We start from the raw sequence: 19,461 nt of genomic DNA, 5'->3' as shown, positions 1-19,461 counted from the left end.
TAAGATTTTTTGTATAATTGGTATTTAGTTGTAAGCGGCAATGAAAACATACAACTTAAGTCTAAAAGTTTATTAATTTTGACTTAAAAGTTGGCGATTTTTTGTCACAACCTGTAAACTTGCCCCGGAAAATAAACCTATGCTTAGATCGATTTGAAAATTTATGCATAAGGTACAAAATAATCGCGTTTAGCGGTTTTTTAAATTTGAATTCATACATGTCATGCCTAAATTGCAGGGGTGGCGTAAAATGGCCAACTTACAATAAAGTTAGCCTACTATTTATAGGTATTTGAGGTAAACATGAGTAACGATATTAAAACCCAAGTCGTTGTTTTAGGCGCTGGCCCTGGTGGCTATTCTGCAGCTTTTCGTGCAGCTGATCTTGGTTTAGACGTAGTACTAGTAGAAAGCCGCGCTACGCTTGGCGGAGTTTGTTTAAACGTCGGTTGTATTCCTTCTAAAGCATTGCTTCATGTTGCTAAAGTAATTGATGATGCGGCTGCTATGGCCTCTCATGGTGTTACGTTTGGCGCACCAAAAATTGACTTAGACAAAATTCGTAGCTGGAAAGAAGACGTTATTGGTCAACTTACTGGCGGTTTAGGCGGCATGTCTAAGGCACGTAAAGTTAAAACTGTTACAGGTTACGGTAAATTTACCGGTAGCAACACTATTGCTGTTGAAGGTAATGACGGCGAAGTGACTAATATCTCTTTTGATAATGCTATTATCGCTGCTGGCTCATCAGTGATCGATTTACCATTTATCCCTAACGATGACCCTCGCGTTATCGACTCAACTGGTGCGCTTGAATTACAAGACGTACCTGGTGAAATGCTAGTTCTAGGCGGTGGCATCATCGGTTTAGAAATGGGCACTGTATACTCAGCATTAGGTTCTAACGTATCAGTGGTAGAATTTGCTGATCAATTAGTACCAGCTGCTGATAAAGACATTGTTAAAGTTTACAACAACTACAACAAGAAAAAATTCAACATCATGTTGTCTACTAAAGTTGTTGCTGTTGAAGCTAAAGACGATGGTTTATACGTTACCTTTGAAGGTAAAAAAGCACCGGCAGAACAAGTTCGTTATGACAAAATTTTAGTTGCTGTTGGTCGTAAGCCAAACGGCCACTTAGTTGCTGCTGACAAAGCCGGCGTTAATGTTGATGAACGCGGTTTCATCAACGTAACTAACGAATTACGTACTAACGTTAATCACATCTTCGCTATCGGTGATGTTGTTGGTCAACCAATGCTTGCTCACAAAGCAGTACATGAAGCACATTGTGCAGCTGAAGTTATTGCTGGCAAAAAACACGTATTTGACCCTCGTTGTATTCCTTCAATCGCTTATACTGACCCAGAAATGGCTTGGGTTGGTGTTACTGAACGTGAAGCAAAAGAACAAGGCTTAAACATTGAAGTTGCTAACTTCCCATGGGCTGCATCTGGTCGTGCTATCGCTTCAGCTCGTACTGAAGGTAAAACGAAGATGATCTTCGAAAAAGACACTGGCCGAGTATTAGGTGGTGCTATCGTAGGTATAAATGCTGGCGAAATGCTTGGCGAAATTTGTTTAGCTGTAGAAATGGGGGCAGATGCTGAAGATATTGGTTTAACCATTCATGCTCACCCAACGTTAAACGAATCAATTGGTTTAGCGGCAGAAATTTTTGAAGGTTCAATCACCGACCTTCCAAATGCAAAAGCGGTGAAAAAGAAAAAGTAAAAACTTGCTCTAATTAACCTTAAAAAAACCACCTACTCGGTGGTTTTTTTTATTCTATAATTCAGGGTTTAATTAACTAATGGTTGGCGTGAATTGAGATTATCATCAGAAACCTGGAACAGTTTTATTCGCGCGTTATATCAACCCTTATAAGGTAGGATAAAAGTTTAAATAACTATTAAATGATTAATAAATAAATTTTGGATGAATTAAAGTTTTGAAAGTTAACTGGTTTTTATGTAACATTTGTCCAATAAATGGAAAAATAAAAATATAAATCAGGGACTTTATGCAAATCTTAACACCGTTGTTTCGTAATATTTTCATCGTTTTGGCTTTTCTCTCGTTGTTCTCATGTGGTGGCAGCGGAGGCAACGAAGACAGTGGAGGCAGCTCAAATGAAAATATATTGGAAATTTCTGGAGTACCAAATGCTTCAGTTGTGGAAAATAGCGAATATATATTTCAACCTGTACTAAATAGCAGCAATCAAACTGGTATTCAATTTTCAATTCAGAAGTTACCGTCATGGGCTACATTCGACTCTGCCACGGGAATTCTCAGCGGTACACCTACTTATAATGATGCTGGGGTCTATGCTGATATATTAATTTCGGTAAGTGATGGCTCGAATAACAAGTCATTAAGTGTTTTTTCCATTGAAGTCATCAATGTAAACCGATTACCATCGCTTACCTCTTTGCCATCTATAGAATTAATGGAAACAGAAGAATTAGTCTATACCGTACAAATATCAGATAAAGACAATGATCCTGTCGAAGTAAATGCTAACAACTTGCCTTCTTGGGTATCTTTTGATAGTGAAAGTTTGCAACTATTGATTCAACCAGGGCTGGCTGACGCTGGCTTATACCCGGATATTAGCATTACCCTGAATGATGGTTTTGAAGAAGTTACACAAATGCTGTCAATCACTGTTGAAAATGCTATAACCATTAGCGGTAAAGTGATGGACGGCTACATTCAGGGAGCTTTAGTTTACGTTGATACAAACTTAAATAAAGTATTTGATGAAAATGAAATTCATAGCTATTCAGATAAAGATGGTAGCTATGTTTTATTCTACCCAGAAAGTAAATTGTCTATATTGAAATCTGTACCTATAAGAGCCTATTTGGGAGAAGGTGCTATCGATGAAAGTCGCATCGAGGTTAATTATAAAGATACACCGATTACGATTTCCCGTATGCCATTTGTTGATACAACTTCTACAAACGATGCGATCGCTAATGTTATTATTTCACCTTTTACCGACTCAATTGAAAAAGGGATTGCTCACTTAATTGAGCAGTTTTATGCTAACGAAATTAATTTGAATGAATTAAAAGGGGCAATATTAGCCGAACAAGAGCGGCTGGCAAACGAAGTTAAAAATGAACTGGAAGTTGACTTTGAACAACTCGAAATTAGTTTTGAAAGTTTTGTAGCTGTTTTAGTTGGTGATTTTATTGACGATACTCTTATTGGGCAGCAAATGATCGTTCTTGCTGAGGAATTATTAGATGCAATTATTCTTCTAGAAGATGTCCGAGATTCGGATAATGATGGTCTAGTTAATAACGTTGATGATGACGATGATAACGACGGTGTGTTAGACGAAGATGATACATTTCCGTTAGATAGCACTGAGTCAATCGATACAGATTTAGACGGTCTTGGCAATAACATTGATGGTGACGATGATAACGACGGTGTGTTAGACGAAAGTGATGTATTTCCGTTAGATGGCGCAGAGTCTGCTGATACCGATATGGATGGCGTTGGTGATAATGCCGATTTTTATCAAACCGATGCTAGTTGTAGTGCCGAATCTGACGGCAATGGTACTGCGTGTTATTTAACTTGGTTAGCTGCTCAGCAGCTAAATCATATTAGCTATTCTGACGCCGGGAACATCTATTTTTATACTGACAGCTCTGCGCTTTTATTGAATTTTAATATTGAAAGTCAATCATTCGAATCAGTGACAAGCACCGCTGGCGTTACTGATATTGAGTACTCTGAAGCTCATCAACGCTTATATGTTGGCTATGCCAGCGGCGAGATAAAATACCTGAATGATGAATTTACCCTAAATCATCATGCGCAGCTTGATAACTGCGTAAGTTCATTAATTGACGCAGGTACGTACCTTGTTGCCCGAGAATGTAATGGCTATTCCTACGGTGTCTATAAAAGCATTAATACTTACGGTGACATAATCGCTCAATCGCAAGATTATTATGATACTTCTATCTATACCCAGTGGAATAATTCATTATCAAGGCTTTATCATTTTAGAGACGGAATATCACCGAATGATATTATTTCTACTCAGATCAATAGTGATGGCAGTTTTGTGCGCTCAGATGACTCCCCTTATCATGGAGCTTACAGTATTACTGGACCGATCAGTATCTCATATGATGACAGTCTTGTTCTTTTGGGCAGTGGCGATATATATAATGCGGACGGTTTAAGTTGGTTTGGCTCGATAAATACCGGCTTCGATTTTGCTTTTTGGCAAGTCGATAATTCACTTGTTACATTACATATTAGTGGTAGTACAACAACCCTATATCGACGCGATTCTGAGTTTAGAGTTGTTGAAACAGTACGCATAGAAGGTATAGTACAAGAAGTTATTGCTGATGGTGATAACGCGTCAATAGTGCTTAAACAAGCAGCTAAATTAAAGGTGTATTCGTATATACCAAGCAGTGACAGTGACGAAGATGGAGTTTCTAACCTCGAAGATGCGTTCCCGCAAGACATAGCTGCCTCCGTTGACAGTGACAATGACGGTTACCCAGATGCATGGAACGAAGGTAAATCACAATTAGATAGTAGCTCTAATTTAACAATTGATGCTTTTCCAACCGACAGTGCTTGTTGGTTAGATTCTCATGGTATTGATGGCGTTTGTGACTACGGCGCAACCGTTCCTAATTTCGTTCCGGATGTGATTGTTGCAGATGATAGTGGTGATATTTATTTGCTAAGTCAGGCAAATAATAAAATTTATCGCTGGCTAAGTGACTCACAGCGCTATGGAAACCCTATTTTTGTCGGGCAGTCGACAGCGGTACATTCTTTAGCACCGACTCATATGGCATTTTCAAGTTCGCACCAACGCATTTATTTAGGTTATGGCAATGGCAAAATTAGCTATGTAGCATTAGCTGATTTAAGCGCTGAAGTAGATTTTGCTAATACCGCTATGCCAGTTGGCGGCTTGGCATCTGTAGGTAACTTTGTTCTAGCTCAGGATGGCAGTGGTGCCTGGAATACCCATTATATTTTTGATCGCAATGGCCAGTTAACCGATCAGGAAGATTGGAATAGACGTTCGCAAACCTATGCGTGGAATAGCCATACCTCGAAAGTTTATTTCCTTCGAGATGGCACATCACCAAATGATCTTCACTATGAAGAAATTAATCAGGTGATCGGAACTATTGGTGCCGAAGGTGATTCACCTTACCACAGCAGTACTGGTATACGACACCCAGTACGAGTATCACACGATCGTCGCCACATAATCTTAGGAAGTGGCAGTATTTATGACGCCAATGATCTCTCCTTAGTAGGTGATTTAAATATTGCTGGTGTTGATGTGCAATGGATGAGTAACGTTATTTTAACGATTGAAGATAGCCTTAACGCCACCCAGTTAAAATTTTGGCATAGTAGTGAATACACCTTGATGGGGAGTGTCACGATTAATGGCACGCCTCTTAAAATAGTACAGCATAACGATGATGCCATAATCATTTCAAAAACTGGTTCAGGGTTAAGCTTTACCAAAAAAGTGATTGCCGATCATGATCTCGATACATTACCTGGCTGGTGGGAAGAGCTCAATCAATTAAATGATAATGACAGCTCTGACGCGCCATTAGACTCCGACAATGATGGTTTAACAAATTTACAAGAATTTAATTTGTTAACAGATCCGCAAAATAGTGATTCCGATAATGATGGTATCAATGATGGTGATGAAGTTAACACTTACGGCACACAGCCATTAGATGCAGATTCTGATGATGATGGATTAAATGATGGCGAAGAAGTGAATACGTACTTCACTCAACCATTAAATTCGGATTCCGATAGTGATGGTTTAACTGATGAGCAGGAAGTGAATGTCTATTTATCTAACCCGCTCAATAGTGATTCTGATAACGATGGGTTAGCAGATAATTTTGAAGTTGATAACCAACTTAACCCTAATGTTGATGATGCACAATTAGATGCGGACAGTGATGGCTTGGATAATATTGGCGAATTTACAGCCGGTTCAAATATCAATAAAGCGGATACCGATAATGATGGCTTAAGTGATGGTGAAGAAGTTCACACGTATTTAACTGATCCGACTAATCGAGATACTGATGCGGATAAGTTACCTGACGGTTGGGAAATAAACTTTGCTTTTAATCCACTTCTTGCAACTGATGCTACTACCGACTTTGATAATGATAGCTTTGATAACTTAACCGAATTTTTCTTGCAGTCAGACCCGACAGATATCAATTCTATTCCTGTTGCACAACCATGGAGTGGACATCAAGGCAATGCTGCACATAATGGTTTTACAGCGCTGACAATAAATTCTGATAACTTAGCGGTTCGATGGTCAATTTCAATGCCTGCAGGCTTTGATAACTTTAATCCGGTAACAGCGATTAACGGTCAGGTATTTGCCACTAATTACACTTGGTATGACGACGAAGCTGTTTATGCGTTAGATGCAGTCGATGGTTCGGTTTTATGGCATAAAGCATTTACTGATGCTGGATTTGTTAATGCACCAACCGTTGATAATGGCTCTGTGTATTTGCAAACCGGAACCAGTGGTGATTCTTACTTATATTCATTTGATACAAATAATGGTGAATTGAACTACAAGGTAAGTTATGGCAATCAGTCTACCAGATATAAAGCACCCACTGTTTATGAGCAAGAAGTATATACTGGCGGTGGAAGATATGGCGGCAGTTATAAATATAACGCGATTAATGGTGAAGAGCTATGGTTTACTGATTTAGCGCAATGCGGCAATTGGACGCCAGCTGTCGATGATGAATATTTCTATTATTTTTCAACCGGCTTTACTAAAGCAGATAAAGAAACAGGTGAACAAGTTTCGGTGTTTGGTGATAGTAGTTGGCGATGTTTAACCCCTGTATTAGGCGGTCAAAACGATGCATTTGCGATAGCTGATTACAGCTTAGTGGCATTTGATTTAGCAAATGACAACATTAAATGGCAGCACAATGAAGAAGGATTGAGTAGTAATCGATTTACCGGAGAGCCTGCTGTTGGCCTAGGCAAAGTTTACGCTATTAAGAATGGTTCTTTAACTGTATATGATCAATTTAGCGGTGAGCAACTATGGACATGGCAGCCTCTAAACAATAATTCACTATCGGGTAATCTGGCATTAACCAATAATGTGTTATTCATTGGTGATGGTACCAATACCTATGCAGTCGATATTACAACTCACCAGCAAGTATGGTCTTATCCTGCCTTTGGACATATTTCATTATCGCTTGAAGGTGCGTTATACATTGCCAAATCAACTGGTCAGTTAATTGCGATTAATTATGGCAATGACAGTGATGAAGATGGAATGGATGATTGGTGGGAAGACAGGTTTGGTTTTGATAAAGACTCGGCAGCAGATGCGGAGTTAGATGCTGACAGTGACGGACTGTCTAATCTAGAAGAATTTAATTTAGGCACAACGCCAACCAATACTGATACTGATGGCGATCAGCTTTCTGACTATGATGAGCATCTCACTTATCTATCTAATCCGAAAAATGCAGATTCAGATGACGATGGTATGGATGATGGCTGGGAAGTAACTCAGGGATTCGATCTATTAAATCCTGCCGATGGCATGACAGATAGCGATGCTGATGGCATCTTGAACGTTGAGGAATATATCGAAGGCACAGATCCTTGGGATGAAACGTCGTTACCTGACATAGTTACCTCGATGGATATTTCGTTTGAAGATGGTGTTCTTACTGATAATTGGGTTATCGATCAAACTATGCCGAGTAGCTGGGCTGTAGATAATTTATCGGCATCGCATGGTGAATACAGCTTGTTTTCATCTAATGATGCTGCCATCGAATACAGCGACTTTTTCCATGGTAACTTAATGTCTTTTGATATTAATGCTAATTGCAACAGTTCATTCCGCTATTACCTTTATATAGATGGTGTATATGAAAATTCGGCATATTTAAGCTACGGCTGGCAAAATGTCGAGGTGTTAATCCCAAGAGGGCGACATACAATAAGGTTCGAAATTGATGAAAGCTGTGGGGGCCGAATAGATAATATTCAATTTTCAGCATTATCTAATACTATTGAGGATGAAGTTAATTACGTTGGCACATTTGGTAGTAAGCTAAGATTTTACGACTATGATGATAACCTGATAAAAGAAGCACCAATAACAGACTTCCAACACGACACTCGCGGTGTTTCTGTGTTGTCTAATGGCAAGGTAGCTGTATTTAATAACTACAGTAACTCGAACCTTTCTATTTATACTCCAGAGTATCATTTATGGCAGCATTACTCGTTGCCTAACTGGGGGGGGAATGGAATTTTTGATGGTATCGAAACAATTGGCGATTATATTTTCTTAATCGATTCTTTAAATGATAGTACCAATGGTCGGGGGATCATACGCTTTAACTTAAATACTGAACAATATAACCATTATTCTGGCGGCAGTTACCAGGACTTAGCGGTTGGCGAAAATAATAAACTTTACGCATTGATTGGCAGTCAGATAAATGTTTATGCTCCTGAAACAATGACCTTAGAACGTACAATCGCTGTCGGCGCTGTATCACTTTTTGATGTTGATAGTGCAGGAAATATTTATGTCGGGAGCAGCCAGCGGCAATTACGTAAACTCGATAGCAATGGTGTTCAAATAGGTACTTTAGACATAAATAACTTTTATATTGAAAATTCGATGAGTGCGGGCTCGTTTAAAAATATTGAATTGAATGCTAGAAACGAAGTACTAATTACAGATTCCTATGAAAGAGTATTAAAAGCTGATTTTGACAGTGATACTATTGCTTTAGTACAAGGAGACAATAGCCTGGATCGTATATCCGTAGCACCACTAATTGACGACGATCTTGATGGTATGCCACTTTGGTGGGAAAACAAATATGGTCTATCTGATGCCGATAGCTCAGATGCGCAATTGGATTTGGACAGCGACGGCTTAACAAATTTAGCCGAGTATACAGAAAAAACTGCGGCTAACAATAGTGATACCGATGCAGATTTATTAAGTGACTTTGACGAAATCACTACCTACGGCACAAACCCTTTGAAGATTGACAGTGATGGTGATCAATTATCTGATGGTGATGAAGTAAACAACCATTTTACTGACCCATTAGATACCGACAGCGATGATGATGGTTTTGCCGATAATAGTGAGCTGGTATTATATAACACCGATCCTAATGACGCTGACTCGGTTCCTGATGCGATAGACTATTTTGCTGATAACTTTGATTCTGGAGATATATCAACAGTATGGCAAACAACGGCCTCCTCAAATGCACAATGGTTTATAGAGGAGGGAGTTTTGCGCTCTGGAGATATCGACGATAGAGAGCAAAGCATTATACAAATTGAAGGGTTATTTGCACAGGGGACGTTTTCTTTTGATGCAAGCGTTAGCTCTGAAAGCTGTTGTGACAGTTTAGAGGTTTATGTTGATGATGTTCGCCAGCTAGCAACTGTGAATGCTGAAACACAAACATATGAGCTGCAGCTGGATTCTGGCCAACATGTAATCAAATTCAGATATGAAAAAGATGGCAGTGTCAGTAGAGGTACTGATAGCGCGTATATCGATAATATAGAATTTGTGTCGATAAACCATAACCCGTTATCATCTTATTCTGAGTCATTTGATTTAGCTGCTATCCCTGAGGCATTCATTCACCCTGATGACAGTGATGCGAATTGGAATGTGATTTCTTATTTAGAGGGCGAAGTTGGCATAGGAGATTGGGTATTAGCCTCGGGTACCATCAGTGATTCTTTGCAGAGTGTTATCGAATTTGAAGAAAGCTTTGTTAGCGGCACGTTTAGTTTTATGGCAAAAGTTGATTCTGAAAATTGTTGTGATAATTTGTTTGTATATTTGAATGATGTGCTGGTTGTAGACTCAGTAACCGAAACATGGCAGCAATATTCATTTGATATTACTGAAGGGGCCCATAAGATAAAGTTTGTTTATAGCAAAAATGACAGTATATCAGTTGGCGATGATAAAGCTTATATCGATGATTTAAGTTTTATTGCTAATTGATATCGAAATAAATGCCCACACTAAAAAACCAGTTTCGGCTGGTTTTTTATTTGTTCAAAAATAACAGTATTAAAAGTTTACATGGTTGGAATTATTAACGATTTACATCGCCGTTGTCAGGAGCTACTTTGGAGGCTTATTTAAATCGTGGGTGCAGTGGGCGACAAAGATAATATAGCCCAAAGCCGGCTCCAATTTGAATGAATTGGCAAACGACTAACAGCCTTCAGCTTCTAAACAAAGTTTATCGCCGCCAGCTGGCGTTTGGCCAGTTTTATCAAGCATACCGTTAAGTTTTATATTTAAGTAACTTGGTGTATCACTTTTTAAGCCAACCCACATAATATGATCCATGTTAATACCTAACCTGGAATTTATCTCACCACCTGTCGTCGCAATTTGAATGTAATCTTGGCCTAAACGCTTAGTATATTGATAGGAATGTACGTGACCATTAAAAACAGTGTAGTTATTAGCAGACAGTGCCTGTTCAAGTTGTTTAAAGTTTTGTTCTTTAACATCTTGCCAAACTGGTTTGTGCATAAATAAGAAAGTCCAGCGCACATCTTTATTGTCGTTAATTACTTTGCTGAAGTAATCAACTTGCGCCTGACTGATCTCACCGTATTTACGTTGATCCATTTGTGCATATTCAGTGTAAGCGAAATCCCTAGGATCTTTCTTATACACTTTTATTGCATCATTACGTTTGGTTTTTAACACATCAAAAAATTTATCGGTAAAATCTTCGCTGTCTAATACTAAAAACAATGCATCTTTATAAATGAAATGATAGTAACGAGGTCCAACCGTTTCTTCGTACCATTTGCGCATAATAGTGTTTGAAATGTCGTGATTACCTACGGTTGGATAAAATGCAATGTCTCTATTATTTAAATTTTTATTGAACGCTAACCACTCCTTATCCATTTGAGCAATATCTTCAGTGCCGCCTTCGATTAAATCGCCAACACTCATAATGAAATCTGGCTTCATTGCATAAATCCCTTCAGCACCAACATTAAATACGCCGGGGCGTTCGCCGCCGGTCAGATCGCCAATAATTGCAAATCGCAGTAAATCATTATCAATTAAAGGCGGCTGAAACTTGTCTGTATTGGCTACTGGCTCCTGAAACTCTTCTTTATCAACAGGTGCCAAAGTCGAAGTTGTATCTTGGCTAGCGCATGAAATTAGTAACAGTATTGCAGATAAAATTAAAGTTATTTGTTTCATTAAAGCTTCCTTCTATCAAGTGATTTATAACGTGAATTATATTTTAGCTTTATAAGCAGACTTTATTTGAGTGAGTAATGGAGCTGTAAGGTATGTGGCAAAAATGATGTAGCCACATGCGGCACCAATTTGTAATATACGAATATAAAACTTTCCTCCGGCGCCAGCGTCCCCTGTACTACCTGATGAAATCAGAATGATCACTGTGGTAATTGCCATGGCAAATAATGGCGCAAGGGGCTTATCTGAAAAAATCAGTTTGGCAAAATATATATTTACTACAGCAAATAGTAATATTAACGCGGTATAAGTTGGTGCAATCAGTAAGAACTTATAAACAGCAATAGCGACTAGCCCGCCAATAGTATTACCTACTATCAATGCTTTACTGCCTTGCATGCCCATTAATAGATCAGGTTTTTGCGCTAATATTGCAATAAACACCAAAATTAACAACGAACTTGTTAAACCAAAAAAGAAGAAAAATATTATCGCCGGCATAATTATAATCGTGCTTAATAACGCTAATTGAAAGCGGGTAGACTTAAGCTTTAAGCCTTGTTTTTCTTCTTTATCTTGGTACTTAGTGTTTGGCTTATCAGGGATTAATTCATGCATGATCATGGTAATTATCAGCGCCATTAAACATGAAAATAAAAAGCCAATGGTAACAACGCTTGCTACTTCTTGTTTAAATAACCCCAGCATAGGTACTAATGTAAAGCCGACTAATAACATGGTGATAACAAAATCATTGCCGCCAGAATAGCCCCAATATGACACTAAAAATATAATTAAGGTCATGATCAAAATGAACACTATGGGGAAGGGCAGTAAGAAACGGGTAACTAATATACCGGCACAAAATGCGGTAATACTGACGATTAAAATACCAAATAATGCTTTAAAAGGAAGCTTTGCTGAATTATTTCCTAAAAATTTTGCCGTAAATACTGCTGTAATAAACGCCAACGGCCAGTTAAAGCCAAACGATATTGCAATAGCCAGAGTTAAACCAACGGTAAAGCGAATGATCCTTATTCGCTCTGGTGTTTGCTGGTGTAATCGTTTATTAAAAGCAGTGATCATAAACTAGTACAAATACGTTAAGAAGCTAGTGATCCTTACCCATATTTTACCTAGCGCATTAAAAATAAAACTGTCTCCGGTGTAAGCAATCACATCGGCTTGACCACCTTCTCTAAGCAGTCGTCTATTCGGTTCATCGACAAACTTTATTATTGTGGTAAAGCGCTGTGGATCTCGCATCCATCCTTGCGGCTTTTCAGGTGTAGGAAGCTCACCAGGTTTGCTTTGATCAAAACTAACACCAAAGCCTATGGTCATGACTTCACCAGCAAATACTTGCCCGGGAGCTGAGTCTAAAACAATATCAACCGGATCGCCTGTTTTAAGGTTACCTAAACTATTCTCTCTAAAGCCAGCTTCAATCCAGACAAATTGATTAGAAATAAAAGTCATTATTTTGCTGCCTTGTGCAGCATAATAACCCACGTTCACTTTGGCATAGGAAATAACGCCATCGCTTGGCGCTTTGATCACGGTCCGATCTAAATTTAGTTGTGCTGTAGAAAGATCTGCTAAGGCAGATATTATTCTCGGATTAGTAGACCCTTTCTTTCCTAGTTTCTGGCGAGCTTCTTCATAAGCTGCCTGGGCATTAACCACTTCAAGCTCAGCTTGAGTTATTGTCCCTCTAGTTCTGTCCGCATCAGCGCTTGAAACAATACCTTTTGCTTCCATAGCAAAAATACGACTGGCATTCATTTGTTTGGTAATTAAATCGGCTTCTGCTTTATCTACCCGAGCTTTGGCTGCACCCACTGAGGCTGTGCTGGCACCAACTTCTTGGCCTGCCAATTCTAAATTTGCTTTTGCCTGCTCTAGCTTAAATTGATAATCTCTAGGGTCTATTTCGAATAAAATATCATCTTTTTTAACAATTTTATCTCCGCCTACATAGATATTCGATATTTGCCCTGATACTTGCGGCACCATAGGAATAACAAACGCTCGTACACGAGCTTGATCTGAAATAGGAGTAAGCCTGTCACCAATCACATACCAAAGAAAATACAACAGCGCTAAGCTTAGTATTATTTTAGTAAGCCGTTGGGCAAAGTCTGGCTTAGCATCATCGCTGCTACCCTCATTAACGTCGTCATTGGTACTATCTGAATTTACTAAATTTTCTTTAGTATTATTTTTGTCAGTATTAGTGGCAGTCATTACAATCCCTATAATTCTTTATTCAGTTTTTTCTGCTGGCGCTTCTACGACGATTTGTTCTGTTTGATCTAGCCACATCATCATTAACTGATAACCCAAGGCTAAAATAACCGCACCAGTAAATAAGCCAATAATGCCTGAAACTATCATGCCGCCAATGGCACCAAGCAAAATCACCAACATCGGAATATCAGTACCACGGCCTAAGAATAGTGGTTTTAACACGGCATCACTGCTACTCACAATAATGGCATATACTAAAAATATAACGGCTGGTGTGGTATCAGCAACAGAGAAATAATAAGCGGCAATAGGTCCTAAAATCAAAATTGGCGGTAATTGCACAATGGCTAGCATTAATACCACTAAGACCCAAAGACCTGCCGCTGGAATACCGGCTATAACTAACCCAATACCAGACAACAAGGCTTGGGTAAAAGCAATACCTAATATACCAGTGGCGACACTGCGAATGGTAGCTATTGAGTTTTTGATAACTGCCTCACCACTTTCTCCCATTAAACGAGAGAAAAATGACTGACATCCTCTAGCACAGGCTTCGCTATTGGCTAAAAACATCGCGGCGATAATAACCGATAAAATAAATTGTAATATCACCCCGCCAGCACTTGCTGCGGCTGATAATACTTTTGAGAATGTATTTTTAATTTGCTCTGAATACTGACTGGCAAATTTCTCTAAATTTTCTGATGCTGTTAACCATGCTGGGTAAACTTTATCGCCGATTAAAGGCCAATCTTTTACTTTTTCTGCCGGCGGTGGAATATCAAGCGTACCTTCTTGTAGTCCTTCAGATACTTGCGTAATTGAATCTATGGTAGAAGTCGAAAAGGCAATGGTTGGCACCACTAATATGGCGATACCTATTAGAGCAAATACGCCGGCAGCCAGGCCTTTTTTATTGCCGCACCAGCTTACTAATTTTTTATAAAATGGAAACAAAGCAATAGCCAAAATTGCGCCCCAGGCTATTGGCATAATAAACGGTCTTAATATGTCAAAACACCATGAACCTATGAGTATAATGGCTATTATCTTGATTGCTGCATCAATCATATTGGCAGAAAATAGTTTGCTTTCAGCTGAGCTGCTATGGTTATTCATGGTTTGCCTCACGGGTTTTATTTAATTGTTTTTGACTTGAATTTGATATTTTAGAACCGACTAGACTGGCGACTAAAATAGCTAAATAAAATTGTCCAACTATTGCTTCAAAGTACACCAAAAATCGGGTGATGGGCATAGCGGGAGATATATCACCAAAGCCAAGTGTGGTTAAGGTAACAAAAGAAAAATATACAAAGTCTGGCAAAATTTCATACCAGAGTTGGCTATCGGGCATACCGTTAAATGCTTGCAATGACGCTAGGTGCACTAAGGTATACAGTAGAGCCCAAATCAGCCCCATTAAAATATAAAGACAAATTGCCCCGAGTATTTTATTGCCATCAATTTCGCCGGTAAAAATAACCTGCTTTGCTGTTTTCACAGCGGTAATAATGAAAAATATTAACAGTAAAAATAAATGCGCATAATTTAAATCTAAATTATCAAGATAATAACTAACCAAAGAAGTAAGGATGATTGCTAACGGAAATATTAATCCTTTTCTAAATATGAATTGCTCATCCCTAACTCCCCACACCGCGACTAGTAAAGTTACTACTGTTGCAGATTGCATTAGCCGTTGAACTGAAGCATCAAAAAACTGCTGAGCTAGCGCCATGCCAAGCAGCAATAATATTAAAGAGCAGGTGAGATAAATAAAATTATCATTCTGCGTCATTTTCTTCATTTACTAGGTATCCACATCATTTATTATTTTTCTTTATTTAAATTTAGACTAAAAATCAATTATATCAATATATTAACGAATTAATCTGAAACTCTTTGTAACCCTAATAGCACCAGCATTCAAACTAAAGTTGAAATGTATCTATAATGAAACAGTTGATCCTAGATAGTTACTATCAAGGTACAATTAATTTAACCGAAAAACCCACTGTATAACTGCCATGAATACCAGATATAAATACTATTTCTGGTTGATTTGTTCAGTTTTAAACGTGGATCGCGTATAATCCCCGCGATTAATTTTAATAATGATAGTGAATACACTGTAATTGTGGTTCATTTTCCAGATAGAGAGGAAAGCGTTGTGCTTCAAGAATATCGCAAACACGTAGAAGAACGTGCCGCTGAAGGTATCGTACCTAAGCCATTAGATGCTGAGCAAGTTGCTCAATTAGTTGAATTAGTTAAAAACCCACCAGCAGGCGAAGAAGAAGTATTACTAGACCTTCTTGTAAACCGCGTTCCTCCAGGTGTTGATGATGCCGCTTATGTAAAAGCTGGTTTCTTAGCTGCTATTACTAAAGGTGAAGCGACTTCACCAATTCTGACCGCCGAGCGTGCTACAGAATTACTAGGTACAATGTTAGGTGGTTACAATATCCAACCTATGATTGAACTTTTAGAATGTGACAAGTTAGGCGCAACTGCTGCAGCTGGTCTTTCTAAAACATTATTAATGTTTGATGCATTTTACGACGTTAAAGAAAAAGCAGATGCGGGTAACGCACAAGCGAAAGCAGTAATGGATTCTTGGGCAAACGGCGAATGGTTCACATCTCGCGATAAAGTTGCTGAAAAGATCACTGTTAAAGTATTTAAAGTTACTGGTGAGACTAACACCGATGACTTATCTCCTGCACCAGATGCATGGTCTCGTCCAGATATCCCTTTACACGCAAAAGCGATGATCAAAATTGGTCGTGATGGTATCACTCCTGATGAAGAAGGTGTTATTGGCCCAATCACTCAAATTGAAGACTTACAAAAAGACGGTATCCCACTAGCATACGTTGGTGATGTTGTTGGTACTGGTTCTTCTCGTAAATCTGCGACTAACTCAGTGTTATGGTTTATGGGTGATGACATTCCTTATATCCCTAACAAACGTGGCGGCGGTGTATGTTTAGGCGGTAAAATCGCGCCTATCTTCTACAACACAATGGAAGATTCTGGTGCATTGCCAATTGAGCTAGACGTACAAGCAATGAACATGGGCGATGTTATCGATATTTTCCCATACGAAGGCGTTGTTAAACGCAGCGGTACTGATGAAGTTATCTCTACGTTTGAATTAAGCCCTGTATTATTAGACGAAGTTCGCGCCGGTGGCCGTATTCCTCTAATTATTGGCCGTGGTTTAACTGGTCGTGCTCGTGAAGAGTTAGGTTTAAGCGAGACTGAATTATTCGCTAAACCAGTAGACGTTGCCGATACAGGTAAAGGTTACTCGTTAGCACAAAAAATGGTTGGTAAAGCATGTGGCGTTGACGGTATCCGTCCAGGTCAATACTGTGAACCTAAAATGACCACTGTAGGCTCGCAAGATACTACCGGTCCTATGACTCGTGATGAGCTTAAAGATTTAGCATGTTTAGGTTTTTCTGCAGACTTAACAATGCAGTCTTTCTGTCATACCTCGGCTTACCCTAAGCCAGTAGATGTTAATACTCACCACACATTGCCTGATTTCATCATGAACCGTGGTGGTGTATCACTTCGCCCAGGTGATGGTGTAATTCACTCTTGGTTAAACCGTATGTTATTACCAGATACTGTAGGTACTGGTGGTGATTCACATACACGTTTCCCTCTAGGTATTTCATTCCCTGCGGGTTCTGGTTTAGTGGCATTTGCAGCAGCAACTGGTGTTATGCCTCTTGATATGCCTGAGTCAGTATTGGTTCGTTTTAAAGGCGAAATGCAACCAGGTATCACTTTACGTGACCTTGTACATGCTATCCCTTACTACGGTATCAAAAATGGTTTATTAACCGTTGAGAAAGCCGGTAAAATCAATGAGTTCTCTGGTCGTGTACTAGAAATTGAAGGCCTTAAAGGTTTAACTGTTGAGCAAGCATTCGAATTATCTGATGCGTCAGCTGAACGTTCTGCTGCTGGTTGTTCAATCAAGCTTGAAGAAGATGCCGTTGCTGAATACTTACAGTCTAACATTGTTATGCTTAAGTGGATGATCAGTGAAGGTTACGGCGATGTTCGTACTATTGAGCGTCGTATTAACGGTATGGAAGAGTGGTTAGCGAATCCATCATTAATGGAAGGTGACGCGGATGCAGAATATGCGCACGTTATTGAGATTGATTTAGCTGATATTAAAGAGCCAATCGTTTGTTGTCCAAATGACCCTGATGATGCAAAACTTCTTTCTGATGTTGCTGGCGTAGAAGTTGATGAAGTATTCATCGGTTCATGTATGACTAACATTGGTCACTTCCGTGCTGCTGGTAAATTACTAGAAGACTTCGGTGGCGTACTTAACACTCGTATGTGGGTTGCTCCGCCAACTAAGATGGATAGAGACCAACTTACAGAAGAAGGTTATTACTTTACTTACGGTAAAGCTGGTGTTCGTATTGAAACTCCTGGTTGTTCTTTATGTATGGGTAACCAAGCACGTGTAGCTGAAAAGTCTACTGTACTTTCTACTTCTACTCGTAACTTCCCTAACCGTTTAGGTAATGGCGCAAACGTATACTTAACTTCAGCTGAATTAGCTGCTGTTGGTGCTATCGTTGGTCACTTACCAACTGTTGCTGAATACATGGAATACTCAAGTAAGATTGATGCTACTGCAGCTGATACTTACCGTTACTTGAACTTCCATACTATGGATAGTTACACTAAGAAAGCTCAAGAAGTTGTTATCGCACAAAGCGTAGCGTAACCATAACGTTAGTTATGCCCTGGTAATCGACGCACTAGCGTCGTCCTGAATTTATTTCAGGATCTACTCAGGGTCTTCTATAAATGAATAAAGGCCGCATTAGCGGCCTTTATTGTTTTAGGAACGAGAAACGAAGAGCGTGAAATGGCACCGCTAGAGTTTCCCAAACCGAGATCCTGAAACAAAATAATGAAATGACTCTTTGAAACCCCTGTCGACTTCCTGAATTCGTCACCCTAGTGACGTCCTGAATTTATTTCAGGATCTATTCAGGATCTATTTTCTCTTAAAACGACTCATCTTCTTTGCCATAAACTCACGAAAGTATTTTTCTTCATCAGACTCGCCACAATCACTAAACGAAGTGACCGAGCCTAGATTATCATCAATCGATGATAAATCAGTTGTTTGTGTACATACGCCATTTTGTTTCACAAAGGTCTCACTGCCTATTTGCGTTGTCATTTCGGCTTTTTTTTGCAATTCAGTTTTATGGAAAGTGCTGTGGGGGACGGCTTGGGGTAAGGTTTGCATTGCCGAGAAACCCTTATTCAATTGCTGTTCTTTAAAATCGCTCATCATTTTTTCGTTAAGCTGCTGTTTAAATGAGCTGATGCTTTTGTATGGGTTAAATTTAGGTGCCGCTTTTGTTGCCGATTTTTTTATCAATTGTGCATCGGTTGTTACAATTTTAGAAACATTTAACTCTGCATTTTGCTTATTTTTATTGACTAAGTCGGGTACAATTTTATCTGCTTTAACAAAATCTTTTTTTACAGTACTTGGTGATTGTTTTTCTTCTTTATCTGCAATTATTTGTTTTACAATAATTTTAGGTGCTTGGTAAATATAACTTTTTATTGGCTTTTTAAGTTTCTTTAATGGTTTGGTTATGTTTTTAGAAACTTGTATCCCTGGCGTTAAAAAGCTCCAGATTAACAGAGCATGTATTACTATAGAGATAACTAGTGCTGTAAATAAACCTTGGGTCACCGCTTTAGTATCCTTACTTGCTTTGTTAAAATAATGTTAACTATAAGAGGGTGGAATGCTTAAAAAGTTTCATCAGCTTGAATATTAATAAAAT

Annotated in this window: 9 protein-coding genes; 3 read left to right on the top strand and 6 right to left on the bottom strand. The window is 38.9% G+C overall.

Features of this window, described 5'->3' with window-relative positions:
• Positions 1 to 303: 303 nt before the first annotated feature.
• Both lpdA and RI844_RS10450 read left to right on the top strand, forming a co-directional pair.
• Positions 304 to 1,737, top strand: coding sequence for a dihydrolipoyl dehydrogenase (lpdA, locus tag RI844_RS10455; RefSeq protein WP_348394619.1), 1,434 nt, complete (start codon positions 304 to 306; stop codon positions 1,735 to 1,737).
• Positions 1,738 to 2,026: 289 nt separating this feature from the next.
• Positions 2,027 to 10,111 carry an outer membrane protein assembly factor BamB family protein gene (locus RI844_RS10450; protein ID WP_348394618.1) on the top strand — a complete coding sequence of 2,695 codons (8,085 nt, stop codon included), beginning with the start codon at positions 2,027 to 2,029 and terminating at the stop codon, positions 10,109 to 10,111.
• A 216-nt stretch (positions 10,112 to 10,327) separates the two neighbouring features.
• Here the strand turns inward: RI844_RS10450 and RI844_RS10445 are convergent, their stop codons facing one another.
• Genes RI844_RS10445 through RI844_RS10425 form a run of 5 tightly spaced genes read right to left on the bottom strand, consistent with a single transcriptional unit; the run spans position 10,328 to position 15,413 of the window.
• Entirely contained in the window at positions 10,328 to 11,347 is a 1,020-nt protein-coding gene (locus RI844_RS10445; RefSeq protein WP_348394617.1) for a metallophosphoesterase family protein, read from the bottom strand.
• A gap of 36 nt (positions 11,348 to 11,383) precedes the next feature.
• Positions 11,384 to 12,436, bottom strand: coding sequence for a DUF2955 domain-containing protein (locus RI844_RS10440; RefSeq protein WP_348394616.1), 1,053 nt, complete (start codon positions 12,434 to 12,436; stop codon positions 11,384 to 11,386).
• 3 nt (positions 12,437 to 12,439) lie between these two features.
• The gene (locus RI844_RS10435; RefSeq protein ID WP_348394615.1) at positions 12,440 to 13,597 is read right to left on the bottom strand and encodes an HlyD family secretion protein; all 1,158 of its coding nucleotides are present in this window, start codon (positions 13,595 to 13,597) and stop codon (positions 12,440 to 12,442) included.
• Between the two features lie 18 nt (positions 13,598 to 13,615).
• The gene (locus RI844_RS10430) at positions 13,616 to 14,722 is read right to left on the bottom strand and encodes an AI-2E family transporter (RefSeq protein WP_348394614.1); all 1,107 of its coding nucleotides are present in this window, start codon (positions 14,720 to 14,722) and stop codon (positions 13,616 to 13,618) included.
• Entirely contained in the window at positions 14,715 to 15,413 is a 699-nt protein-coding gene (locus RI844_RS10425) for a potassium channel family protein (protein ID WP_348394613.1), read from the bottom strand. Before RI844_RS10425 ends, RI844_RS10430 begins: the two co-directional genes overlap by 8 nt.
• Positions 15,414 to 15,776: 363 nt before the next feature.
• On the opposite strand from RI844_RS10425, the gene acnB reads away from it, so the two are divergent.
• Positions 15,777 to 18,374, top strand: coding sequence for a bifunctional aconitate hydratase 2/2-methylisocitrate dehydratase (gene acnB / locus RI844_RS10420; protein ID WP_348394612.1), 2,598 nt, complete (start codon positions 15,777 to 15,779; stop codon positions 18,372 to 18,374).
• A gap of 276 nt (positions 18,375 to 18,650) precedes the next feature.
• Here acnB and RI844_RS10415 read toward each other — a convergent pair whose 3' ends face one another.
• Positions 18,651 to 19,367, bottom strand: coding sequence for a hypothetical protein (locus RI844_RS10415; RefSeq protein ID WP_348394611.1), 717 nt, complete (start codon positions 19,365 to 19,367; stop codon positions 18,651 to 18,653).
• Positions 19,368 to 19,461: the final 94 nt, after the last annotated feature.

Source organism: Thalassotalea fonticola (assembly GCF_032911225.1).
Classification (GTDB): domain Bacteria; phylum Pseudomonadota; class Gammaproteobacteria; order Enterobacterales; family Alteromonadaceae; genus Thalassotalea_A; species Thalassotalea_A fonticola.
The sequence above is the reverse complement of the archived record's forward strand: the minus strand, read 5'-3'. Positions and strand labels throughout refer to the sequence as shown.